The sequence below is a fragment of the Pseudomonas sp. S3_G06 genome, from assembly GCF_054667565.1.
Window position 1 is genome coordinate 4890046 of the sequence record NZ_CP162738.1, and the last position, 24446, is coordinate 4914491.

Sequence of the window (24446 nt, forward strand, 5' to 3'; positions counted from 1 at the left end):
TCTGGAGCTCTCACTTGAAACTGAATTTCCCGCTTCGCCTGCTCGCCGCCGCCTCACTGGCCGCTGCAAGCTTCCTGGCCCAGGCGGCCGATCTCACCGTCGCCTACCAGACCACCGTCGACCCGGCCAAAGTCGCTCAGGCCGACGGCGCCTACGAGAAAGCCACCAAGGCCGATATCAGTTGGCGCAAGTTCGATAACGGCGCCGACATCATCGCCGCCATCGCGTCCGGCGATGTGCAGATCGGCTACCTCGGTTCGAGTCCGCTGACCGCCGCGATCACCCGCAAGGTACCGGTAGAAACCTTCCTGATTGCCACGCAGATCGGCGCCGCTGAAGCACTGGTCGCGCGTGACGGCTCCGGCATCAAGACTCCGCAGGATCTGATCGGCAAGAAAATCGCCGTGCCGTTCGTGTCCACCGGGCACTACAGCCTGCTCGCCGCGCTCAAGCACTGGAACATCGACCCGTCGAAAGTCACCGTGCTCAACCTCGCGCCGCCAGCGATCATCGCGGCGTGGAAACGCGGCGATATCGACGCCACTTACGTGTGGGATCCGGCACTGGGCGTGGCCAAGGAAAACGGCAAAGTGCTGATCACCTCCGGCGAGCTGGCCAAGTTCGGCGCACCGACCTTCGACGCGTGGATCGTGCGCAAGGACTTCGCCGAAAAGCATCCGGAAATCGTCACCGCGTTCGCCAAGGTCACCCTCGACACCTACGCCGATTACCGCAAGGATCCGCAGGCCTGGCTGGCCAATCAGAGCAACGTCGACAAACTGGTGAAACTCTCCGGCGCCAAAGCCAGCGACATCCCATTGCTGCTGCAGGGCAACGTCTACCCATTGGCGGCGGATCAGGTCAGTGACCTCGGCGCGCCGACCACCAAAGCCATCACTGACACTGCCGCGTTCCTCAAGGAGCAAGGCAAGGTCGAAGCCGTCCTGCCGGACTACGCGCCTTACGTCAGCGCCAAATACATCACCAACTGATCGGGAGATACAGCGATGGCCTTGCTACAGCTGGAGCGCATCAGCGCACAGTACCCGGGCAGCCCCGAGCCGGTGCTGGCGGATATTTCTCTGACCCTGGGGCCGCAGCAATTGCTGGTCGCCCTCGGCCCGTCCGGCAGTGGCAAGACTTCGCTGTTGAACCTGATTGCCGGCTTCGTCGAGCCGAGTGCCGGGCGCATCACCCTTGACGGCGTGCCGGTCAAAGGCCCGAGCGCCGAACGTGGCGTGGTGTTTCAGGACGACGCCTTGCTGCCTTGGCAGAACGTATTGGCCAACGTCGCCTTCGGCCTTGAACTGGCCGGTGTCGGCAAGGACAAACGCGAACAGCGCGCCCGGGAAATGCTCGCACTGGTCGATCTCGCCGGCTTCGAAGAGCGGCGCATCTGGCAATTGTCCGGTGGCCAGAAACAACGCGTCGGCCTCGCCCGCGCCCTGGCCGCCGACCCGCGCGTGTTGCTGATGGACGAGCCGTTCGGTGCGCTTGATGCATTCACTCGCGAGCAGATGCAGGAGCTGTTGCTGCAAGTCTGGCAGCGCACTGCCAAACCGGTTTTTCTGATTACCCACGACATTGAAGAAGCGGTGTTCCTCGCCACGGACCTGATTCTGCTGGCGCCGAATCCAGGGCAGATCGTTGAGCGTCTGCGATTGGATTTCGGTCAGCGTTATGCCGCTGGCGAGTCGGCCCGCTCGATCAAATCCGATCCGCGTTTTATCGAAACCCGCGAGCACGTGCTGAGCAAAGTCTTCTCGCAACGCAGCGCCGTACCCCGGCAGGAGCGCGCATGAGCAGTTACGAGGTTTCCGCTGCGGCGGTGAAAACACCTTCGGTGAGCATCCCGGTGCGTCGCAGCCTCAGCACTCGCTGGATCAGCCTGCTGACCCTGTTCGGCCTGCTGGCGGTCTGGTGGGCGGTGACCGCGACCGGCCTGATCGAACCGCTGTTCCTGCCGCCGCCTTCTGCCGTGCTGCAAAAGGGCTGGTTGCTGGCAACCTCCGGCTACATGGACTCAACGTTGTGGCAGCACTTGGGCGCCAGCCTGAGCCGCATCGGTCTGGGCCTCGCTTTTGCCATTCTGACTGCCGTGCCGGTGGGCATTGCCATCGGCGCCAACCGCATCGCCCGTGGTGTGCTCGATCCGCTGATCGAGTTCTACCGCCCGATCCCGCCGCTGGCCTATCTGCCGCTGATCGTGATCTGGTGCGGCATCGGCGAGTTGTCGAAAGTGCTGCTGATCTACCTGGCGATTTTTGCGCCGATTGCCATCGCCACCGCGACGGGTGTGCGCACGGTTGATCCAGCAAAACTGCGCGCGGCGCAGTCGTTGGGCGCGACGCGCGCGCAGTTGATTCGCCATGTGATTTTGCCGAGCGCTCTGCCGGACATTCTCACCGGCGTGCGCATTGGTCTGGGCGTCGGCTGGTCGACCCTGGTCGCCGCTGAACTGATCGCGGCCACCAGTGGCCTGGGTTTCATGGTGCAGTCGGCCGCGCAATTCCTGGTTACCGATGTCGTGGTGCTGGGAATTCTGGTCATCGCCCTGATCGCCTTCGCGATGGAAATGGGCCTGCGCGCATTGCAGCGCAGAATGGTGCCGTGGCACGGCCAGGCGCACTAAATCGCCTTGTGAAAATTCCCCTGTGGGAGCGAGCCTGCTCGCGAAAGCGTCAGATCAGTCACTGCACTGTCGCCTGACACTTTGCATTCGCGAGCAGGCTCGCTCCCACAAAAGCATGACACTCCGAATTCGAAGAGAACGACCATGAGCACCCTCAGCATCACCCCATTAAGCTCGGCCCTCGGTGCGCAGATCAACGGCGTCGACATCAGCCAGCCGCTGAGCCTGGAACACCGCGACGCCATCGAACAGGCGTTGCTCAAATATCAGGTGCTGTTCTTCCGCAACCAGCCGATCGAGCCGGCACAGCAGGCACGCTTCGCGCATTATTTCGGCGACCTGCACATTCACCCGATCTACCCGAATGTGCCGGAACAACCGGAAGTACTGATCCTCGACACCGCCGTCACCGACGTGCGCGATAACGCGATTTGGCACACCGACGTGACCTTCCTGCCGACGCCAGCGATGGGCGCAGTGCTCAGCGCCAAGTTGCTGCCGGAGTTCGGTGGCGACACGTTGTGGGCCAGCGGCATCGCGGCATATGAAGCGCTGTCGGTGCCGATGAAAACCCTGCTCGAAGGTCTGACCGCCACCCACGATTTCACCCGATCGTTTCCCCTCGAGCGCTACGGCAACACGCCTGAAGCGCTGGCGCAGTGGGAAGAAGCACGGCGCAAGAATCCACCGCTGTCGCACCCGGTGATCCGTACGCACCCGGTGAGCGGCCGGCGCTCACTGTTCGTCAATGAAGGGTTTACCTCGAAGATAAACGAGCTGTCCGAAACCGAAAGCGAGGCGATTCTGAAGTTTCTGTTCGCCCACGCGACACGGCCGGAATTCACCATTCGCTGGCGCTGGCAGAAGGACGATATTGCCTTCTGGGACAACCGCGTGACGCAGCATTACGCAGTCGATGATTACCGCCCGGCGCGGCGGGTGATGCAGCGGGCGACGGTGTTGGGGGATGTGCCGTTTTTTCGCTGAGCCTGATCGTTCCCACGCTCTGCGTGGGAATGCATCAACGGACGCTCCGCGTTCGGCTTTAGATGGGACGCGGAGCGTCCCGGGCGGCATTCCCACGCAGAGCGTGGGAACGATCCTCTCAGCGGCTTATTCGGCTGTCGAAGGCTTCTCCCACAGATTGATCCCACCCTCCTGGGCAAACCGGTCAATCTCCGCCAGCTCTTCAGCACTGAAATTCAGATTCTTCAGCGCACCGACGTTCTCGATGATCTGCTCCGGCCGGCTCGCGCCGATCAGTGCCGAGGTCACCCGTGGATCACGCAGCGTCCACGCCAGTGCCAGTTGCGCCAGGCTCTGCCCGCGACGCTGGGCGATCTCGTTCAACGCTCGCACGTGAGCGATGTTGGCCTCGGACAAGTGCGAAGCCTGCAGCGAGCCGCCGCCCGGGCGATTGACTCGCGCATCGGCCGGTACGCCGTTGAGATATTTGTCGGTGAGCAAGCCCTGCGCCAGCGGCGTGAAGGCGATGACGCCAGTGCCGAGTTCGTCAGTGGTATCGAGCAGATCCTTTTCCACCCAGCGGTTGAGCAGGTTGTACGCCGGTTGATGAATCAGCAGCGGCACTTTCCACTCTTTCAGCAGCGCGGCCATCTCGCGGGTTTTCACCCCGGAATAGGACGAGATACCGATGTACAGCGCCTTGCCCTGCTGCACAGCGGTGGCGAGGGCGCTGGCGGTTTCTTCCAGTGGGGTGTCCGGGTCGAAGCGGTGCGAATAGAAAATATCCACATAGTCCAGACCGAGGCGTTGCAGGCTCTGGTCGAGGCTGGCCAGCACGTATTTGCGCGAACCGCCGCCCTGGCCGTACGGGCCGGGCCACATGTCCCAACCGGCCTTGCTGGAGACGATCAACTCGTCGCGATACTGCTTGAAGTCTTCGCGCAGCAGGCGACCGAAATTGATCTCGGCGCTGCCGTATGGCGGGCCGTAGTTGTTGGCCAGATCGAAATGGTTGATGCCCAGATCGAACGCGGTGCGCAGCAAGGCACGCTGGGTCTCGATCGGGGTGCTGTCGCCAAAGTTGTGCCACAGCCCCAGCGACAATGCCGGCAGCACCAGACCGCTGCGGCCGACGCGGCGGTAGGGGATGGAGTCGTAGCGGTTTTCGGCAGCGGTGTAAGTCATCGAATCCTCTCTTGTTTGATTAACAGCAAATTGAGGGTGAAACCAAACTATGTGGCGAGGGGATTTATCCCCGATGGGTGGCGAAGCCGCCCCAAAACCTGAAACCTCGGTGAATCAGGTGTACCGAGTTCGCTGGTTTTACGACTGCTTCGCAGCCGAACGGGGATGAATCCCCCCACCACAAAGGCCCCATCAATCATGCGAAGCGGTTTACAGGTCGGGCGAGCCCCAGATTCTGCCGCAACGTGCGGCCTTCATATTCAGTTCTGAACAACCCGCCCAGCATACGCCCAAGCGGCGCGGCGCCGACCTCGGGTTCCACCAATTGCTGAAACGTTTCACATTTTTTCTGCGCTTCAGCCTCGCTGGAGATTGGCGTGCTGGCGGCAACGCGGGTGCTGGAAAGCCTTGGCGTGTTGCCGAGCGACGAAGTGCAGCGGCTGAATCTGCTGCGATGCCAAGTGATCGAGCGCGAAAGCATCTGATGAATATGGCGGGGGCTGGATTGGCTATGCTCTAGGTCATACCGAGGTGGCCCCTTCGCGGGCAAGCCCGCTCCCACAGTGATTTCCTGTGTACATGAAATTTATGTCCAGCCGAGATCCAATGTGGGAGCGAGCCTGCTCGCGAAGGGGCCCTTCCCGGCACTGCACCTCCATCAGGCAGAACGCACCATGCACACCACCATCATCATTGTCTTCGGCCTGGTCCTGCTCGCGCTGATGCTCTACATCGGCGAGCGCATCGGCTTCAGTCGCCAGACCATGGCCTACAGCTTCGCCGCCCTGTGGCTGGCTTTGACGGTGATCAATGGTGCGGTGGGGGTAGTGCATGCCGGCCATTCCGTAGGATCGGAAATAGCCATTGGCAGCGCGGTTTTCGGTGTGCCGGCGGCGGCGATGGTGTTGTTCATGGTGCTGAGCGCCGAGGCGTGAAACGTCCCGGCGCTCAGGGGCCATTCAACGCACCAGATGCAGGAACTGCATGTGCCGTTCGTACTGGTCGAGGATGTCGTTGATGATCTGCTCTTTGGTGTAGCCGACCAGATCGTAGTCCTGACTGCCCTCGCTCAAGTGCACTTCGGCGCGGTAGTAGCGGCGATTGTTGAGTTGCTTGGAACCCATGCCGCCGCGCGCGAACGATGGCGTGAAGTAGCCGCGCATCTGCACCTGATAGATGAACGGATGCTGCTCGCCATGACCGATTTCCAGGCTGACGTTGTCATGCGCCGGATCCGGCTGGGTGACGACGTGCAGACCTTTTTCGACGAACACGGCGGTCACTTCCTCGATCGCCGGGCGCACCGTGCTTTCCATGAAGCGGTACACCTCGTCGCGGGAAGGGAAGTGCACGGCCTGACTCAGGCGCTGACGCCAGCCACCGGTGCCACGCCGCGAACCGGAGACCGGCGCCAGCGAATGCAGCTGCGCAATCTGCTTCTGCGATTCCAGATAGAACGCCTTGTGCAGGCCCCACATCATCAGCAGCAGAATCAACGAGAACGGCAACGAGGTCAGCACCACCGCCGACTTCAGCGCATCAATGCTGCCGGAAAACAGCAGTGCGCTGGTGATCAGCGCGGTCATCGCGCCCCAGAACACCCGCAGCCATTTCGGCCCGTCTTCATCCGGGTTGCCGCCCTTGGCCGACAGGGTAGAGAGCACCACGGTGCCGGAATCCGCAGACGTCACGAAGAAGACGAAGCTGATGAACACCGTCACGGCGATGACGGTCTTGCTCCACGGATAGGTTTCCAGCAGCAGGTAAATGCTCATCGACGGATTGTCGATGGCCGACATGCCCAGCGCGCTCATGCCGTGATTGAGCACTTGATCCAAGGCGCTGTTGCCGAAGATCGACATCCACGCCAGGGTGAAACCGAGCGGAATCAACAGCACGCCGAAGACGAATTCACGGATGGTGCGACCACGGGAAATCCGCGCAATGAACAGGCCCACGAACGGCGACCATGCAATCCACCAGGCCCAGTAGAACACTGTCCAGCCACCCAGCCAGTCGCTCGGTTTGTCGTAGGCGTAGAGGTCAAAACTCTTCATCGGCAGGGCGCCGAGGTAATCGCCGACGTTCTGGATCAGGGTGTTGAGCAGGTGCTGTGTCGGCCCGGCGAACAACACGAACAGCAGCAGCCCGCAGGCCAGCAGCATGTTGATGTCGGACATCACCCGCACGCCTTTATCGACACCGGAGACCGCAACGATGATCGCCGCGCCCATCATCAGCGTAATCAGGCCGACCTGAATCCACTGGGTGTGGGCGATGCCGAACAGATAATCCAGGCCCGAATTGAGGTGCAGCACACCGAAGCCCATGTCGGCACCAAGACCGAACACCGTGGCGATGATGCCGAAGCCGTCCACCGCGTAGCCGATCGGGCCGTTGATGCGTTTACCAATCAGCGGGTACAACGCCGAACGCAGGGCCAGCGGCAGATTGTGCCGATAAGCGAAATAGGCCAGTGCCATGCCGACAAAGGCAAACACGCCCCAGCCATGCAGGCCCCAATGCAGAAACAGAATCTGCATCGCCTGGCGCGCGGCGTCGGCGGTGCCGGCTTCGCCCTGCGGCGGCTGCAGCATGTGCGTCAGCGGTTCGGAAACGCAGAAGAAAAACAGGGTGATGCTGATCCCGGCGGCGAACAGCATGCCGGCCCAGGACAGGTAACTGAATTCGGGCTCGTCGTGGTCGGCACCGAGTTTTATCTTGCCGTAGCCGGATAAGGCGGTGACCACCACGAAGACCAGATACAGGGTCATCGCGAGCATGTAGTACCAGCCGACCGTATTGGCCGCCCAGTTTTGCGCTTCCAGCAACCAGGCGCCGGCCTGTTCGGGGATGGCGATAACGACCAGACCAAACAGCAGAATGACCGTCGCGGCGAAGTAGAACACCGGCGGATTCATGCGTACCAGACCGCTGGCGGGGGTAGACGATGCACTCATGAAACGTGCACCTCGAAGGGTTGAAACGTGGCTGAAATGATCGGACTCAGCAAAGGCAAGCCTCCTGTTGTGAGCGGGCAGCGAACCACCGGTTTAACTTGAATGAACGTTCAAGTTAAACATGAATGGGGTGGTAAGGACTAATCGCAGGGCTGGGCGGTAGGTTTCCTACAGCGCCCAGAGAGGGGTATGACGCGGGTTTGGAGAGATTCGTTCACTGATGAATTGGCTTAAGGCCACTACCTTGATCCGGCCTGGAAATCTCGCGAGCAGGCTCGCTCCCACATCTGAAACGCATTCCAATGTGGGAGCGAGCCTGCTCGCGAAGAGGCCCGATACAACAACACAGATTCAAGACTTACTTCTGCGTCCCGTCATCATGCTGCAGATTCGCCTGGGTCAGATTCGCCCCCGCCGGCACGCTGCGCGTCAGCCAGACGTTGCCGCCAATGGTCGAGCCCTTGCCGATTGTGATCCGTCCGAGAATCGTCGCCCCGGCGTAAATCACTACGTCATCCTCAACGATCGGGTGACGCGGATGGCCCTTCTGCAACTGGCCGTCCTCATCTGCCGGGAAGCGCTTGGCCCCCAGGGTCACCGCCTGATAAATGCGCACTCGCTCACCAATGATCGCGGTTTCGCCAATCACCACACCGGTGCCGTGATCGATAAAGAAGCTGCGGCCGATCTGCGCGCCCGGGTGGATATCGATGCCCGTCGCCGAATGCGCGATTTCCGCGCTGATCCGCGCCAGCAGCGGCAGCCCGGCACGGTATAAATGGTGCGCGAGGCGATGGTGAATCACCGCAAGAATGCCCGGATAGCAGAGCAGCACTTCATCAACGCTGCGTGCCGCCGGGTCGCCGTGATAGGCCGCGAGCACATCGGTGTCGAGCAGCGTGCGCAGGCCCGGCAAGGCCAAGGCGAAATCCTGCACGATCTGAATGGCGCGGGTTTCGACTTCACTGTCGTCCTGCGCGCTGTGGCGGGCAACGTAACGCAGCTCCAGGCGCGTCTGCGCCAGCAATGCATTGAGCGCTACATCAAGCGTGTGGCCGACGTAGAAATCTTCACTTTCTTCACGCAGATCGACCGGCCCCAGACGCATCGGGAACAGCGCGCCACACAGCGCCTCGAGGATTTCCGCCATCGCTGCTCGCGATGGCAATTCGCGGCCGCCCTGCTCCCCTGAAGCGCGACCATTCTGTGCGCGCCACTGATCCCGCGCGCTGCGCAGCTGGCTGACGATGGTCTGCAATTGCCAATGGCTGGAACGCTCGCTCACGGTAAAGACTCCTCACGGGCGGCCGGACTGTCTGGCCGCGTCATCGGCGCCTACTTTACGGCATGCCTTTGCCGACGAATTAAGAACCGATAGTGCTGGCTTCAGTCCATTTGGCTATAAGCGATTGGCGGTTGCCCGGGCAAAAACGCGTGCCTATAGTCCTTTCATTCTTCTGCGCCAGTACGGACCCATGATCAAACAACAGCTGCAACGCTTCCCCCGTCTCGAACTGCTGAGCCACCCTACTCCGCTGGAAAAACTCGAACGCCTGTCCATCTGGCTCGGTCGCGAGGTGTACATCAAACGCGATGACCTGACACCGCTGGCCATGGGCGGCAACAAGCTGCATAAACTCGAATACCTGGCCGCCGACGCGCTCGCGCAAGGTGCTGACACGCTGATCACTGCCGGTGCGCTGCAATCGAACCACGTGCGCCAGACCGCCGCACTGGCGGCGAAACTCGGCCTCGGTTGTGTGGCGCTGCTGGAAAACCCGCTGGGCACTGATGACGGAAATTACACCGGCAACGGCAACCGCCTGCTGCTGGATCTGTTCGACACCAAGGTCGAGTTGGTCGACAACCTCGACAACGCCGACGAACAACTGACTGCCCTCGCCGCCCGCCTGCGCAGCAACGGCAAGAAGCCGTATCTGGTGCCAATCGGTGGCTCCAATGCCCTCGGGGCGCTGGGTTATGTGCGCGCCGGGCTGGAGCTGGCTGAGCAGATCAAGGACAGCGGCCTCGATTTCGCCGCGGTGGTGCTGGCTTCAGGCAGTGCCGGTACTCACAGTGGTCTCGGACTGGCGCTGAGTGAGGCGCTGCCGCAACTGCCGGTGATCGGCGTGACCGTTTCGCGCAGTGAAGAAGATCAGCGCCCGAAGGTGCAGGGGTTGGCCGAACGCACCGCTGAGCTGCTGGGCGTCGAGTTGCCGACCAGCTTCAAGGTCGAGCTGTGGGACGAATATTTCGGCCCGCGTTACGGCGAACCGAATGCCGGTACTTTGGCGGCGGTGAAACTGTTGGCAGCTCAGGAAGGTCTGTTGCTTGACCCGGTCTACACCGGCAAGGCCATGGCCGGTCTGCTCGACGGGATCGGCCGGCAGCGCTTCGATGACGGCCCGATCATCTTCCTGCACACCGGTGGCGCGCCGGCGTTGTTTGCCTACAAGGATTTTCTGACAAGATGATCACTGCAGATTGCAGATACCTGTGGCGAGGGGATTTATCCCCGTTGGGCCGCGGAGCGGGCCCCTTCCTTTCGCAAGTGAGGACAACGTCGCAGGCTTTGCAACTGTTGCGCAGCCGAACGGGGATAAATCCCCTCGCCACAACTGAACGGGCGCATATTCCAAAAAACCCTAAAAGAAACACAATCTAGTATTTTCAAGTCTAAAACAGACATCTTATAGTCTCGCCGCAGGCGAATTTCGGGCGAGACGCTTAAGCTGCTTTAAGGCAGGATAGCGCTGTCGTTCAAATCACCAATTTGCCTACATTCCTTAAGCGTCTTCCATAAGAAAACACAGGGGCTTGTCATGAATTTTTCCGCACTACGTCGCACTCTGCTGGTCGGTTCGCTGGGTCTGGCGCTCAGCGCTGGCCTGATCGGTCAGGCAGTGGCCGGTGAGCAGTTGCAACAGATCAAGGACAAGGGCGTTCTCAACGTCGGCCTGGAAGGCACCTACCCACCGTTCAGCTTCGTCGACGAGAACGGCAAGCTGTCGGGTTTCGAAGTCGAACTCTCCGAGGCGCTGGCGCAAAAGCTCGGCGTCAAGGCCAAGATCCAGCCGACCAAATGGGACGGTATCCTCGCTGCGCTGGAATCCAAGCGTCTGGATCTGGTGGTCAACCAAGTGACCATCTCCGACGAGCGCAAGAAGAAATATGATTTCTCCGAACCGTACACTGTCTCCGGCATCCAGGCCCTCGTGCTGAAAAGCAAAGAGTCGGCCCTGAACATCAAGACTGCCGCTGACCTCTCCGGCAAGAAAGTAGGTGTCGGCCTGGGCACCAACTACGAGCAGTGGGTCCGCGCCAACGTGCCGGGTGCTGACGTGCGCACCTACGATGATGATCCGACCAAATTCGCCGACCTCAACAACGGTCGTACCGATGCCATCCTGATCGACCGTCTGGCTGCCCTCGAATACGCCAAGAAAGCCCCGAAAACCGTGGCTGCCGGTGAGGCCTTCTCGCGTCAGGAAAGCGGTATCGCCCTGCGCAAAGGCGAGCCGGAACTGCTGGCTGCGGTGAACAAGGCGCTCGACGAACTGCGTGCCGACGGCACTCTCGAGAAACTGTCGAAGAAGTACTTCAACGCAGACGTCACTAAATAATGGAAGAGGCTTTCCAACTCGCGCTGGATTCCGCGCCCTTTCTGTTGAAGGGCGCGTACTACACGGTAATCCTCAGCCTCGGCGGGATGTTCTTCGGTCTGCTGCTGGGCTTCGGCCTCGCGCTGATGCGCCTGTCGCGCTTCAAATCGGTCAGTTGGCTGGCACGCATCTACGTATCGTTCTTTCGCGGCACGCCGTTGCTGGTGCAGCTGTTCGTGATCTATTACGGCTTGCCGCAACTGGGCCTGGAGCTTGATCCGCTGCCGGCAGCGCTGATCGGTTTCTCGCTGAACATGGCCGCCTACGCCTGTGAAATCCTGCGTGCCGCGATCGGTTCGATCGAACGCGGTCAGTGGGAAGCTGCTGCGAGTATCGGCATGACCCGCGCGCAGACTCTGCGCCGGGCCATCCTGCCGCAAGCGATGCGCACGGCTTTGCCGCCGCTGGGCAACAGCTTCATTTCACTGGTCAAGGACACCGCCCTCGCTGCGACCATTCAGGTGCCGGAACTGTTCCGCCAGGCGCAACTGATTACCGCCCGGACTTTCGAAGTCTTCACCATGTATCTTGCCGCCGCACTGATCTACTGGATTCTGGCCACGGTGCTTTCGCACTTGCAGAACAAGTTGGAAGAGCGGGTCAATCGGCACGACCAGGAGTCCTGACGCGATGATTGTCGTGGAAAAACTGACCAAGCAATTCAAGGGTCAGGTCGTGCTCAACGGCATCGACCTTGAGGTAAAGGAAGGCGAAGTCGTCGCGATCATCGGCCCCAGTGGCTCGGGGAAAACGACGTTTCTGCGTTGCCTGAATTTCCTTGAAGAACCCACCAGCGGCCGGATCAAGGTCGGCGATATCGAAATCGATACCAGCCGCCCGCTGAACCAGCAGCAAAGTCTGGTGCGCAACCTGCGCCAGCACGTCGGCTTCGTGTTCCAGAATTTCAACCTGTTCCCCCACCGCACAGCTTTGGAAAACGTCATCGAGGGCCCGATCGTGGTCAAGAAGATGCCGCGCGACCAGGCAGTTGCTCTGGGTAAAAAGCTGCTGACCAAAGTGGGGCTTGCCGGCAAAGAGGACGCCTATCCGCGCCGTCTCTCCGGTGGCCAGCAACAGCGCGTGGCAATCGCCCGGGCGCTGGCGATGGAGCCGGAAGTCATTCTGTTCGACGAACCGACTTCAGCGCTCGACCCGGAACTGGTCGGTGAAGTGCTGGCGACCATTCGCGGTCTTGCCGAAGAAAATCGCACCATGGTGATTGTCACCCACGAAATGGGTTTTGCCCGTGACGTGGCCAATCGCGTGGTGTTTTTCGACAAGGGCGTAATTGTTGAACAGGGTGAAGCCAAGGCACTGTTTGCCAACCCGAAAGAAGAACGCACCAAACAGTTTCTCAGCAAGTTTCTGAATCACGCCTGAGAACTTTCTCAGCAATACCCCTCCACTTCCACGGATGGAAGTTACCTCTCTCCCGGCATTTCAATCTTCTCTACATTTGTTACTTGCGAGCGCAGATATATATTGCGCAACGGTTACGCTCATCTTCGAATCGTCATATTTCCATACGTTTGCCTGCGAACAAACCCGCACAAAACCCTGCGCAATTGCCGTTTATCTGTAGCTGGTTTCGCGCGTACCACTAGGCATATTGCCTCGGTGACGTAGGAGCTTTCTGATTAACTTGTAATTCACGCATTAACTAATCCGCTCTATTGACACCCCTCTCCGCAGACTTTTATCTAGTCGACAACCGACGCCAATTAGTTCAAACAACTCACACTAAAACCGAACAAATAGTTTTCGCTTTTATTGCCAGTTGATTCGCGTCTTTTTTGTTTTCCAGAAACGGATTTCGCTGCAAGACTTCAAGGAGAGAAACCGATGACCCGCACTTCGCACACCCCCGAACTTGCAGCGCCAACGCTGGCATGCGCACAAAAAACCGGCATTAACCTGGCAACAGCAGCGCACCTGCTGGTCAATGTGCCGCCCTACTGCGGCATGGACGATGGCGATCTGATCGAACTGTTCTGGAACAAATGCTATGTCGCGTCAAAAGTCCTCAGCGCAGACGATGTGGGTGAGTCAGTGAGCCTTCGGGTGCCAGAGAGTTTCATCACCAATGGCACCGCGCGCATTCACTACCGCGTGATGCAGGTCGGCCAGGGTCCGGCACTGTCGGCGGCGACTCGGGTGCAGGTCAAACTCGATTGCCCCGGTGGCCAGCCCACTGGGCAGTGCGAAGACGAAAATCAGCAACTGGCACCAGTGATCATCCCCGAAGCGATTCGCCGTCAGGGCGTGAACCCCAGCCAGATCAAACGCGGCGTGCCGCTGACCATCGAGCCTTATCTGAACATGGCAGAAGACGACGCCATCACATTGCGCTGGGGCGATGTGCGCATGGATCTGGCGCCAGTCACTGCGGCCGATGTAGGGCTGCCGATTCAGGTCTGGGTGCCACCGGCGGTGATTGTCGAAGCGGGCGAAGACCTGCGACTGGACGTGACGTACTGCATCCTCGACCGGGTCGGTAATAACTCGCGCTGGGCGCCGCCGCGCACGTTGAAAATCGGTTGCGTAAATCCGTACGTAAAAGTCCCGTTGAAACCCGAATTCAAGGCTGCCGAATCGCGTACCAAGTGAGACCTGCTCAAGGTGGGAGGTTAGTCACCTCTCACCCGAAACTCGTTAACCAAGCCGAACATCCCTCTTCTATACATATTCCTAAAAGTTAGTTTATTTTATTTTTATACACGCTTAGGGTATATGCACCGGACCACCGGACATTCTTTCAATCGTCGCACTTCGCGGCGTTTTTCATGAGATGTGAGGTAGGTATGGTCCGGAACACAATCACCCCAGTGCAGATCGCCAGGGCATTGCGTGCAGCCAGGGAGCGGCACTGATGTCCAGTCTTGCAGATGCCAACGTGCAGTCCGATCTGGACATCGCCCCGCTGTTGTTGCCCGCGCAAGTACTGCGCAACGACGCTCAAGCGATCAAGGCCGCCTTTGATCTGGCGCAAGCCGCCCGTGTGCAGGCGGCCAAACGCGACCGGCAGCGCAAGCTGCCGTGGTCGGAAATTGAACAGTTCACCCGCAGCGGTCTGGGCAGCATTGCCATCCCGCGTGAGTACGGTGGCCCGCAGGTTTCCTTCGTCACGCTGGCCGAAGTATTCGCGATCATTTCTGCCGCCGACCCGGCGCTCGGGCAGATCCCGCAGAACCAGTTCGGCATCATCCATCTGCTGCTCGGCACCGCTACCGAAGCGCAGAAAAAGCAGCTGTTCCAGAGTGTTCTGGAAGGCTGGCGCATCGGCAATGCCGGACCGGAACGTGGCACGAAAAACACCTTGGAACTGAAGGCGCGAGTCAGCGCCGACGGCGACGATCACGTGATCAACGGCCAGAAGTTCTACTCCACCGGCGCGCTGTTTGCGCATTGGGTCGCGGTGAAAGCGCTCAACGATGACGGTAAACAGGTGCTGGCCTTCGTCCGTCGCGGCACGCCGGGTTTGCGCATCGTCGATGACTGGTCGGGCTTCGGTCAGCGCACCACGGCCAGCGGCACGATCCTGCTGAACAACGTGCGCGTCGAGTCGAGCCTGGTCATCGACAACTGGAAGATCAACGACAAGCCGAACACCCAAGGCGCAGTGTCGCAGCTGATTCAAGCAGCCATCGACGCCGGCATCGCCCGTGGCGCCATCGACGACGCCATCGACTTCGTCAAAACCCGCGCGCGGCCATGGATCGACGCCAAGGTCGAGCGCGCCAGCGACGACCTCTACGTGATTGCCGATATCGGCAAACTGAAAATCGAACTGCACGCCGCCGAAGCGCTGCTGCGCAAGGCCGGCAAAGTGCTCGATGAAGTCCACGCCGCGCCGCTGACTGCCGAATCCGCCGCACGCGCTTCGATCGCCGTGGCCGAAGCAAAAGTGCTGACCACCGAGATTTCGCTGCTGGCCAGCGAAAAGCTCTTCGAACTGGCCGGCAGCCGCGCGACCCTTGCCGAATTCAATCTGGATCGCCACTGGCGCAACGCCCGCGTGCACACCCTGCACGACCCGGTGCGCTGGAAATATCACGCGGTCGGCGCCTATCGCCTGAACGGCACTTTGCCGGCTCGCCATTCCTGGATCTGAGACGACCAGTCATCTGGAGAACCCCCTATGACGCTTTCCCATCACGTCGCGCTCATCACCAGCGATGAGCAAGCCCTGATCGTCGCCAGCGACCTGGCCGAAGATTTCAAACGCGACAGCGCCCTGCGCGACCGCGAACGCCGCCTGCCATTGGCCGAGCTGGAAGTGTTTTCCCGCTCCGGCCTGTGGGGCATCAGCGTGCCAAAAGAATATGGCGGCGCGGGCGTATCCAACGTCACCCTGGGCAAAGTCATCGCACTCATCGCTCAGGCCGACGGCTCGCTCGGGCAGATTCCGCAGAACCATTTCTACGCACTGGAAGTGCTGCGCGTGAATGGCAGCGATGAACAGAAACAGCGCCTGTACGCCGAGGTCCTCGCCGGCCAGCGCTTCGGCAATGCGCTGGCGGAACTGGGCACCAGAACCGCTCACGACCGCGTCACCAGCCTCGAACGCGACGGCGCTGGTTATCGCATCAACGGTCGCAAGTTCTACTCGACCGGGGCGATTTACGCGCAGCGCATTCCGACGTCGGTGGTCGATGAAAACGGCGTACAGCAACTGGCCTTCGTCCCGCGCGAAAGCAAGGGCGTGACGGTAATCGACGACTGGAGCGGCTTCGGCCAGCGCACCACCGGCAGCGGCTCGGTAGTGTTCGAAGATGTGTATGTAGCGGCGGAAGACGTGCTGCCGTTCCAGAGCGCTTTCGAGCGCCCGACCACGGTCGGCCCGCTGGCACAGATTCTCCACGCCGCCATCGACACCGGCATTGCCCGCGCCGCTTACGAAGATGCCTTGCATTTCGTGCGCAGCAAAACCCGTCCGTGGATCGATTCCGGCAACGACAAGGCTACCGACGATCCGCTGACGCTGAAGAGCTTCGGCCACTTGAGCATTCGTCTGCACGCCACCGAAGCCTTGCTCGAACGTGCCGGTGAATTCCTCGATGCCGCGCAAGCTGAAACCAATGCCGAAACTGTCGCCGCCGCGTCGATAGCAGTTGCCGAAGCGCGGGCGATCAGCACGGAAATTTCCCTCGCCGCTGGCAGCACGCTGTTCGAACTCGCCGGCAGTCAGGCGACGCTGAGCGAACACGGCCTCGACCGGCACTGGCGCAACGCGCGCGTGCACACCCTGCACGACCCGGTGCGCTGGAAATATCACGCCGTGGGCAATTACTACCTCAACGATGAAAACCCTCCGCTGCGAGGGACGATCTGATGACTGCTGCGAAAAAGAAGATTCTGCTCAACGCGTTCAACATGAACTGCATCGGCCACATCAATCACGGCCTGTGGACCCATCCGCGCGACACCTCGACCCGCTACAACACGATCGAGTACTGGACCGAACTGGCGCAGTTGCTTGAGCGTGGATTGTTCGATGGCTTGTTCATCGCTGACATCGTCGGCGTCTACGACGTCTACCAGGACTCGGTGGACGTCACGCTGAAAGAGTCGATCCAGTTGCCGGTCAACGATCCGCTGCTACTGGTTTCAGCGATGGCTGCTGTAACCAGAAACCTCGGCTTTGGCCTCACCGCCAATCTCACTTACGAGCCGCCGTACCTGTTCGCCCGACGCATGTCGACGCTCGATCATTTGAGTCGCGGCCGGGTTGGCTGGAACATCGTCACCGGTTACCTGGACAGCGCCGCCAAAGCCATGGGCCTGCGCGAACAGGTCGAACATGACCGCCGCTACGACCAGGCCGAAGAGTATCTGCAGGTGTTGTACAAGCTCTGGGAAGGCAGTTGGGAGAACGGCGCGGTGCGCAACGACCGCGAGCAGCGCATCTACGCCAACCCGGACAAAGTGCACAAGGTCGAGCACCAGGGCGAGTTCTATCAGGTCGCGGGTTATCACCTCTGCGAGCCGTCACCGCAGCGCACGCCGGTATTGTTCCAAGCCGGCAGCTCCGATCGCGGCTTGCTCTTCGCCGGGCGTCATGCCGAGTGCGTATTCATCAGCGGCCAGAACAAAGCATCGACCAAAGTGCAGGTCGACAAGGTCCGTGCCAGCGCCGTCGAAGCCGGGCGCAATCCTCAAGACATCAAGGTATTCATGGGCCTCAATGTGATCGTCGGCGCCACCGAAGAAGCGGCGTGGGCCAAGCATGCCGAGTACCTCAGCTACGCCAGCGCCGAGGCCGGCGTGGCGCATTTTTCCGCCTCCACCGGCATCGACTTTGCCCAATACGAAATCGATGAGCCGATCCAGTACGTGAAGAGCAATGCGATTCAGTCGGCGACGAAAAACCTGCAAAACAACGACTGGACCCGGCGCAAATTGCTCGACCAGCACGCCCTCGGTGGTCGTTACATCACCGTGGTCGGCTCGCCCGAGCAGGTGGCGGATGAACTCGAATCGTGGATCGCCGAGACCGGTCTGGACGGCTTCAACCTGACCCGCATCGTCACCCCGGAAAGCTATGTCGATTTCATCGAACTGGTGATTCCCGAGTTGCAGCGACGCGGCTCGTACAAGACTGCGTATGACAGCGGCAGCTTGCGCGAGAAATTGTTTCACGGTGAGGCGCAGTTGCCTGAGCAACATACCGGCTCTTCGTACCGGCATTAAAAGTTTCGCGAGCAGGCTCGCTCCCACATTTGAAATGCGTACCCCTGTGGGAGCGAGCCTGCTCGCGAAGAGGCCCTCCCCGGCACCACAAAATCATGCACTGACTGGAAAAACCACCATGACCAAAAAACTCTTGTCCCACCCAGTCAAATCACTGGCCCTGGCCTTCGGCCTGTTCAGCTCGGCGCTATTCGCTGCCGATGCGCCGCTGAAAATCGGCACCACCGCCGCTTTCGCCATCCCGCTGGAAGCCGCCGTCGAAGAGGCCTCCAAACAAGGCCTGAAAGTCGAGCTGGTGGAATTCACCGACTGGATCGCGCCCAACGTCAGCCTCGCCGCTGGCGACATCGATGTGAATTATTTCCAGCACATTCCGTTTCTGGAAAACGCCAAAGCCGCGTCCGGTTTCGATCTGGTGCCATTCGCTCCTGGGATCATCAACAACGTCGGCCTGTATTCGAAGAAATACAAAAGCTTCGATGAACTGCCCGAAGGCGCCAGCGTCGCCATCGCCAACGACCCGATCAACAGCGGTCGCGGTCTGCAATTGCTCGCCAAGGCCGGTTTGATCACCCTGAAACCGGGCGTCGGTTACAAGGCCACCGAGGACGACATCGTCGCCAATCCGAAAAAGATCAGGATCCTGCAGGTCGAAGCCGTGCAGCTGGTGCGCGCCTATGACGACGCCGATCTGGTCCAGGGTTATCCAGCCTATATTCGCTTGGCGAAGACCTTCGATGCCGGCTCGGCGCTGCTGTTCGACGGTCTCGATCACAAGGAATACGTGATCCAATTCGTCATCCAGCCGAAGAGCAAAACCGACCCGCGCCTGATCAAGTTCGTCGACATCTATCAGCATTCGCCGGCCGTTCGCGCGGCGCTGGACAAGGCCCACGGCAAGCTCTATCAGGCCGGCTGGGAAAGCTGAACATGACCGCAGCGATCCAACGGCGACTGGAGCTTCCAGAGCCACACAATGCTGAAAAAACCCAGCTGCACCCCGAGTTGAATCGCGCCCACGTACGCTTTATCGGCGTGGGCAAAACCTACAACGGCCGGCAAGGTCCGGTCGCGGCTTTGCAGGGCATCGACCTGGCGATTCAACGCGGCGAAGTGTTCGGCATCATCGGCCGCAGCGGCGCTGGCAAGTCGTCGCTGATCCGCACGATCAATCGCCTGGAGCAGCCAACGTCGGGGCGGGTGTTGATCGATCAGGTCGATATCGGCGAGTTCGATGAAGACCGCCTCGTCGCCCTGCGCCGGCGCATCGGCATGATCTTCCAGCACTTCAATCTGATGTCGGCCAAGACCGTCTGGCAGAACGTCGAGTTGCCGCTGAAAGTCGCCGGCGTGCCGAAGGAGCAGCGCGACAACAAGGTCCGCGAACTGCTTGAACTGGTCGGCCTGCACAGCAAGCACAAGGCTTATCCGGCGCAGCTCTCCGGTGGGCAGAAACAGCGTGTCGGCATTGCCCGCGCGCTGGTGCATGACCCGGACATTCTGCTCTGCGATGAGGCGACATCGGCGCTGGATCCGGAGACCACGCAGTCGATCCTCGGCCTGTTGCGCGAGATCAACAAACGCCTGGGCCTGACCATTGTGCTGATCACTCATGAGATGGCGGTGATCCGCGAGATCTGCGATCGCGTCGTTGTGCTAGAGCACGGCCATGTGGTCGAGCAAGGCCCGGTGTGGCAAGTGTTCGGCAATCCGCGACACGCAGTCAGCCAGACCTTGCTCGCACCGCTGCAACACGCCTTGCCGGAAGAACTGCAAAGCCGCTTGCAGGCGCAATCTACGGCTTCAAATGCAGCGGTGGTGTTGCGTTTGCAGTTCACCGGCAGTGCCGCTGATGAGCCGGATCTGGCCGCGTTGTTTGCGGCGTTGGGTGGTCAAGTGAAGCTGCTTCAGGGCGGCGTGGAAAGGATTCAGGGTCACGCGCTGGGGCAGCTGTTGCTGGCCGTCAGCGGCTCGGCGTACAGCGCCGAGCAATTGCGCGAGCGCGCCGGGCAGTGGGCGCAACGAGTGGAGGTATTGGGCTATGTGGTTTGATCGCTTGCTGCAGGGTTTTATCGACACCTTCCTGATGGTCGGCGTGTCGTCGCTGATCGCGCTGCTGGTGGGCATTCCCATGGCGGTGATTCTGGTCACCAGCGACAAGGGCGGGATCTATGAGGCGCCGCTGTTGAACCGTGCGCTGGGTGCATTCGTCAATCTGTTCCGCTCGATCCCGTTCCTGATCCTGATGGTTGCGCTGATTCCGTTCACCCGCCTGATCGTCGGCACTACTTATGGCGTGTGGGCCGCTGTGGTGCCGCTGACAATCGCCGCAACGCCGTTCTTCGCGCGGATCGCCGAAGTGAGTCTGCGCGAGGTCGATCATGGTCTGATCGAAGCCGCCCAGGCCATGGGTTGCCGGCGCTGGCATATCGTCTGGCATGTGCTGCTGCCCGAGGCGCTGCCGGGGATTGTCGGCGGTTTCACCATCACCCTGGTGACGATGATCAATTCGTCGGCCATGGCTGGGGCAATTGGTGCTGGTGGGCTGGGGGATATCGCTTATCGCTACGGTTATCAGCGCTTCGATAGCCAGATCATGTTGACGGTGATCGTCTTGCTGGTGGCGCTGGTGGCGGTGATTCAGTTGGGTGGCGACAGGCTGGCGCGGGGGCTGAATAAGCGCTAAGGTCAATAGCGGCAGGTGGCCATCAACCGAGCCCATCTGATCGCGTTATTTTGGGCGATGCCCTTCATTAAAATCAGATGCTTCCTACACCACTTTTGTCGTTTCGCCAGCCTGAAGCACGCGGGTTTGCAGGACGATTCCTAGAATAATTTGCCCGCTTGTACCCGAAATATCCTGTAGCTAATCTCCGGTCGTCACTGTTTTGCGGTGACTGGATTCAGTTGTCCGGCCGGCAACTGATCCTCGTGCAGCCGCCGTCCTGCTCGTTTAGTCGCGAAATGGTTGGCTCCCACTTGAAGTCAGGAGTTTACCCATGGAAAAGAAACTTGCCGATCCGCCACTTAGCCTTACCTCAAGCAAGCGGTTCACCGAGGATTTGCTCAAGGATCGCTCTGCACTGTGCCGCGCCGTCGACTCACATCTGGCCGGCAATCAGGTCACGTTGGCTGGACAGAAACGCGTCTACAGCATCAGCGAAGATGTGACGCTGGAGGACGCCCAACTGTATGTTGCCGATCTGCTGCGCTGCGCTTCGGTGACCGTCCATCAATGCGGTGACCAGCTCGGGGGCGCGGATCGGGCCATGGTGTTCTCGGTCTGGCATCTGCTGGAAATGGCCAAAGCGATGATGGATCGCTCGATCGATTGTCTGGGAGCGAAGCAGCACTGAAGCCTGGCATCCGGCGCCGCCTGCACTGGCCCCCAGCGCAGGCGGCGTTTTTTTGCCGGTGAAAAAGCTTATAGTCCGCCCTCACACCACCAATACAGCATCGAACATGAAGCAAACGCCCAGCGACCTCGAACAGATCACCGCCACTACCCTCGGTCACTACAACTCGGTGGCCGAGGATTTCCGTGAAGGCACGCGCGACCACGATGTCAGCCAGAACATTGAGGCCTTGCTGCGCCACATTCACGGTGAAGCACCTTTCACGATTCTCGATTTCGGCTGCGGGCCGGGCCGGGATTTGCAAACCTTCACGCGCATGGGCCACGTCGCGATCGGCCTTGATGGCTCACAGGAATTCGCGCGCATGGCCCGCCAGGACAGCGGTTGTGAAGTCTGGCAGCAGGACTTTCTCAAGCTTGATCTGCCGGCCGAGCGCTTCGACGGCATCTTCGCCAATGCCGTGCTGTTTCATGTGCCATTGCAGGTGTTGCCGCAAGTGCTACGGCAACTGCACGGCACTTTGAAACCGGGTGGCGTGCTGTTCAGTTCCAATCCGCGAGGCGACAACCAAGAGGGCTGGAACGGGCCGCGCTATGGCTCGTATCACGATCTCGAGGCCTGGCGCGGGTTGCTGACGGCGGCGGGTTTTGTCGAGCTGGAGCATTATTACCGGCCTGCGGGCTTGCCGCGCGAACAGCAGCCGTGGCTGGCGAGCGTGTGGCGCAAAGTCTGAATCAGGGCGCCGCTTGTACCTGATACTGGCTGTCGCTGCCGTCCGCTAACAGTGCAGTCATGCTGTGTCCCGGTAACGTCCGGCCCTGCCAGTTGCGTGGAGCGGCGTCGAAATTGGCCAGCAGTCGCGTGCCGTCGGCAAACGTCGTCTGCTGGACCAGGCGATCCTCGCTCAACCAGTCAAAAGCGGTCAGCGCTTGCGTCGCCAGACGTTCGTGCAGCGGACGAAAGAATCGATCCTGACGCACGATCAGCGGCAAGCGCTGATCAAGGCTGGCCGCGCTCAGGTGATACAGCGGCGGTACGTTGTAGAGCAACTGGGTGAGCTCGTTTTCCACCCGCACGTCGCTGAGTTTCAGGTTATCGAACAACCAGTGATGACTGGTGATGACAGAGCCGTGGAACACCGCCTGATACAGCGGTAAACGGCTGGCGGGGGCGAAATGAACGCGTCGGTAGTCAGCCTTCAACCGGGTCGGTTTGAAGAACACCGCCGGCTGCTCCGGTGGGTACCATGGGCCGACGAAAAAATCCGCTGTGCCCGGCTGCTGCATGTCGCGATCGCCCCAACCGATCACTGGCGTCTGCATGCCATGTGCGAACAAGACCCCCTGAGCGGTGGCCGCATTGCCATCCTCCGAACCGCTCGGCAGCTGCAACACTTCGCTGATCCAGCGCGATGCTGCAACGTTGCCCGCGGCATTCTGCGCCTGGGTCATCGGTGCGCCGGGACGATAACTGTCGAAAAGCATCCCCGCGGCATAAGCATCGAGAAACCAACTGTTGAAGCCGGCAACCTTCTGGATTGCATCGATGCGCCGCTCAAGCAACGGTCGCACACATCGCGGATCGGTATAGTGACCGGACTGCTGAAACCCGCTTTTCAGCGCACCGTTTTGCTCCACGATCGCACACTCGGTATTGGCCCGATCGCCGAGGTGCGCGGTGGTCCAGTCCGGATTTTCGTCCTCGCGCAACGCGGTTTCGTATGAGTCATAGGGGGCAATCAGATATCCCGCAGAGACGGCGGCGCGCACCGCCTCCGGATGCCAGAGTCCACCTTCCCAGCCTTCGCCGAGCCCAAGCCATAAACGCGAAAGTCCAGCGCTCTGCAAGCGTTCAATGGTTCGCCGCGACAAGGTGCGCCCCCAGCGCGAAGGATCAGGCGCCAGCGTATCCTTCAGAACAACGGCCAGCTGCACGCGCACCTCAGCGTACCCGTTGGCCAGCGCCTGCATGTCCGGCACCGCACGCGCCTGCCAGGTTTTGCGCGCCTGAACGTTCAGCGCGCGATTGAGACTGCGCAGCATCACAGTCTGTTGATAGCGATTGAGTACGGTCTCGCTGGCGAGCAACCGCAGCGCTTCAGGATCCATCGCTGCCCGAAGTTCACTGACCAGCACACCCGAGCCGCGCAACCGGGCAATCAGCAGCGGCCAGTTGCGCACATCGTCAGGGCCGAGGAGATCGTTGCCCCATAGATAGACATGCGCGGCACCGATCAGCTTGGCGGCTTGCGGGGTCTTGATCAGCTTGTTCGCCAAGGTCTCATATTGATCGCTATCGATGAGCCACTGTTTGTAGCGCTTGGCCCCGGCCAAGGGATCGAGAGTGCCGAGAAACAGGCTGAAGGTCAGCGGTTTTGAGGGTTCAAGCGATGTGAATCGATGCCGGGTCGACAGCCCCAGCGCATCGCCATTGGCCTTGAAGCGCAGTTGGTTGTTGTAAGGATTGGTCAGCAACCAGTGCAGGCTGAACTTCTCGTACTCCATCCCCCAAAGCGGCAGGCTCAAATCCTGGGTGGTATCGAGCGCGCCCTGCGCGAGCAGGAACTTCTGCCACACCCGGTCACCGCGCGGCACGTAGCGCCCTTCGGCAAGCGGCCAGATCAGCGCCTGGCCCATTGCACTGGCGGGCTGATGAATAAACTCGATCTGCGAGGGCGAGTTAGCCGTAATCGAAAACGTCAGGTCACGCTGATTCAGGTCAACACTGAGCAACCAGCGCCCATTGTCCCATTGCCAATCGATGCGATTGCCGCGCCTGACCATGTCGCTGACCTTGTGCCGCAGCACACCGGCCGAGGCGTGCACCGGCGCAGCGCCTGCAACTTCAACGCGCACCGCCAGCGTCGCAGGATCGACCTGCACCCGCCAAAGCTGGTTTTCCAGCAGCACTTCGGCCAGTACTGCCGGCGACAGGCTCAAGCCAGCGAGCAGCAACCATCCGCGTAACCAGCCGGAAACAGTCGACATGGCACGTC

Annotated in this window: 22 protein-coding genes and 1 pseudogene; 19 read left to right on the forward strand and 4 right to left on the reverse strand. The window is 60.5% G+C overall.

The annotated features are described in order from the left end of the window. Window positions 1-14: 14 nt before the first annotated feature. From tauA to tauD, 4 genes are all read left to right on the forward strand, one after another. A complete protein-coding gene (gene tauA / locus AB4N47_RS21820; protein WP_341638365.1) occupies window positions 15-992 on the forward strand; it encodes a taurine ABC transporter substrate-binding protein in 978 nt (325 codons plus the stop codon). A gap of 15 nt (window positions 993-1007) precedes the next feature. After that, a complete protein-coding gene (tauB, locus tag AB4N47_RS21825; protein WP_341638364.1) occupies window positions 1008-1802 on the forward strand; it encodes a taurine ABC transporter ATP-binding subunit in 795 nt (264 codons plus the stop codon). Next, on the forward strand, window positions 1799-2632 hold the full coding sequence (gene tauC / locus AB4N47_RS21830; protein ID WP_341638363.1) for a taurine ABC transporter permease TauC: 834 nt from the start codon (window positions 1799-1801) through the stop codon (window positions 2630-2632). The genes tauB and tauC overlap by 4 nt, the downstream gene beginning before the upstream one ends. A 144-nt stretch (window positions 2633-2776) precedes the next feature. Next, the gene (gene tauD, locus AB4N47_RS21835) at window positions 2777-3619 is read left to right on the forward strand and encodes a taurine dioxygenase (protein WP_341638362.1); all 843 of its coding nucleotides are present in this window, start codon (window positions 2777-2779) and stop codon (window positions 3617-3619) included. A gap of 126 nt (window positions 3620-3745) precedes the next feature. On the opposite strand, the gene mgrA is transcribed toward tauD, so the two are convergent. Continuing rightward, entirely contained in the window at window positions 3746-4783 is a 1038-nt protein-coding gene (gene mgrA, locus AB4N47_RS21840) for an L-glyceraldehyde 3-phosphate reductase (protein ID WP_341638361.1), read from the reverse strand. A gap of 362 nt (window positions 4784-5145) precedes the next feature. On the opposite strand from mgrA, the pseudogene AB4N47_RS21845 reads away from it, so the two are divergent. Both AB4N47_RS21845 and AB4N47_RS21850 read left to right on the forward strand, forming a co-directional pair. Further along, window positions 5146-5268: pseudogene (locus AB4N47_RS21845) on the forward strand (LacI family transcriptional regulator); the annotation flags it as partial. Window positions 5269-5457: 189 nt separating this feature from the next. Further along, window positions 5458-5718 (forward strand): hypothetical protein, encoded by a 261-nt coding sequence (locus AB4N47_RS21850; RefSeq protein WP_341638360.1) that lies wholly within the window; start codon window positions 5458-5460, stop codon window positions 5716-5718. A gap of 24 nt (window positions 5719-5742) precedes the next feature. Here AB4N47_RS21850 and betT read toward each other — a convergent pair whose 3' ends face one another. Together betT and epsC are read right to left on the reverse strand one after the other, a co-directional pair. Next, a complete protein-coding gene (gene betT / locus AB4N47_RS21855) occupies window positions 5743-7704 on the reverse strand; it encodes a choline transporter BetT (protein WP_160768576.1) in 1962 nt (653 codons plus the stop codon). A gap of 397 nt (window positions 7705-8101) precedes the next feature. Beyond that, window positions 8102-9028 (reverse strand): serine O-acetyltransferase EpsC, encoded by a 927-nt coding sequence (gene epsC, locus AB4N47_RS21860; protein ID WP_024011175.1) that lies wholly within the window; start codon window positions 9026-9028, stop codon window positions 8102-8104. A 190-nt stretch (window positions 9029-9218) separates the two neighbouring features. Here epsC and AB4N47_RS21865 point away from each other — a divergent pair, with 190 nt between their 5' ends. The 13 genes from AB4N47_RS21865 (at window position 9219) to AB4N47_RS21925 (ending at window position 22184) form a co-directional block, all read left to right on the forward strand. Beyond that, complete coding sequence (locus AB4N47_RS21865) at window positions 9219-10217, forward strand: D-cysteine desulfhydrase (protein WP_341638359.1); 999 nt, start codon at window positions 9219-9221, stop codon at window positions 10215-10217. 348 nt (window positions 10218-10565) lie between these two features. Then, window positions 10566-11366, forward strand: coding sequence for a cystine ABC transporter substrate-binding protein (gene tcyJ / locus AB4N47_RS21870; protein ID WP_122508407.1), 801 nt, complete (start codon window positions 10566-10568; stop codon window positions 11364-11366). Continuing rightward, window positions 11366-12031 (forward strand): cystine ABC transporter permease, encoded by a 666-nt coding sequence (tcyL, locus tag AB4N47_RS21875; protein WP_320329434.1) that lies wholly within the window; start codon window positions 11366-11368, stop codon window positions 12029-12031. Before tcyJ ends, tcyL begins: the two co-directional genes overlap by 1 nt. Before the next feature lie 4 nt (window positions 12032-12035). After that, window positions 12036-12785: an L-cystine ABC transporter ATP-binding protein TcyN gene (gene tcyN / locus AB4N47_RS21880; RefSeq protein ID WP_076565047.1), complete on the forward strand. Its 750-nt coding sequence runs from the start codon at window positions 12036-12038 to the stop codon at window positions 12783-12785. A 462-nt stretch (window positions 12786-13247) separates the two neighbouring features. Continuing rightward, on the forward strand, window positions 13248-14012 hold the full coding sequence (locus AB4N47_RS21885; protein WP_341638358.1) for a hypothetical protein: 765 nt from the start codon (window positions 13248-13250) through the stop codon (window positions 14010-14012). A 262-nt stretch (window positions 14013-14274) separates the two neighbouring features. Continuing rightward, a complete protein-coding gene (locus AB4N47_RS21890) occupies window positions 14275-15516 on the forward strand; it encodes an SfnB family sulfur acquisition oxidoreductase (RefSeq protein ID WP_341638357.1) in 1242 nt (413 codons plus the stop codon). Between the two features lie 27 nt (window positions 15517-15543). Then, the gene (locus tag AB4N47_RS21895) at window positions 15544-16737 is read left to right on the forward strand and encodes an SfnB family sulfur acquisition oxidoreductase (protein ID WP_341638356.1); all 1194 of its coding nucleotides are present in this window, start codon (window positions 15544-15546) and stop codon (window positions 16735-16737) included. Further along, the gene (locus AB4N47_RS21900; protein ID WP_341638355.1) at window positions 16737-18095 is read left to right on the forward strand and encodes an LLM class flavin-dependent oxidoreductase; all 1359 of its coding nucleotides are present in this window, start codon (window positions 16737-16739) and stop codon (window positions 18093-18095) included. Before AB4N47_RS21895 ends, AB4N47_RS21900 begins: the two co-directional genes overlap by 1 nt. Before the next feature lie 118 nt (window positions 18096-18213). After that, window positions 18214-19023 (forward strand): MetQ/NlpA family ABC transporter substrate-binding protein, encoded by an 810-nt coding sequence (locus AB4N47_RS21905; RefSeq protein ID WP_460154340.1) that lies wholly within the window; start codon window positions 18214-18216, stop codon window positions 19021-19023. 2 nt (window positions 19024-19025) lie between these two features. After that, entirely contained in the window at window positions 19026-20147 is a 1122-nt protein-coding gene (locus AB4N47_RS21910) for a methionine ABC transporter ATP-binding protein (RefSeq protein WP_341638353.1), read from the forward strand. Then, window positions 20137-20781, forward strand: coding sequence for a methionine ABC transporter permease (locus AB4N47_RS21915; RefSeq protein WP_039756400.1), 645 nt, complete (start codon window positions 20137-20139; stop codon window positions 20779-20781). The genes AB4N47_RS21910 and AB4N47_RS21915 overlap by 11 nt, the downstream gene beginning before the upstream one ends. A gap of 313 nt (window positions 20782-21094) precedes the next feature. Beyond that, window positions 21095-21451 (forward strand): DUF6124 family protein, encoded by a 357-nt coding sequence (locus AB4N47_RS21920; protein ID WP_016772210.1) that lies wholly within the window; start codon window positions 21095-21097, stop codon window positions 21449-21451. 106 nt (window positions 21452-21557) lie between these two features. Beyond that, a complete protein-coding gene (locus AB4N47_RS21925) occupies window positions 21558-22184 on the forward strand; it encodes a class I SAM-dependent methyltransferase (RefSeq protein WP_071174050.1) in 627 nt (208 codons plus the stop codon). Between the two features lies 1 nt (window position 22185). Here the strand turns inward: AB4N47_RS21925 and AB4N47_RS21930 are convergent, their stop codons facing one another. Next, complete coding sequence (locus AB4N47_RS21930; RefSeq protein WP_341638352.1) at window positions 22186-24438, reverse strand: glycoside hydrolase; 2253 nt, start codon at window positions 24436-24438, stop codon at window positions 22186-22188. Window positions 24439-24446 lie beyond the last annotated feature (8 nt).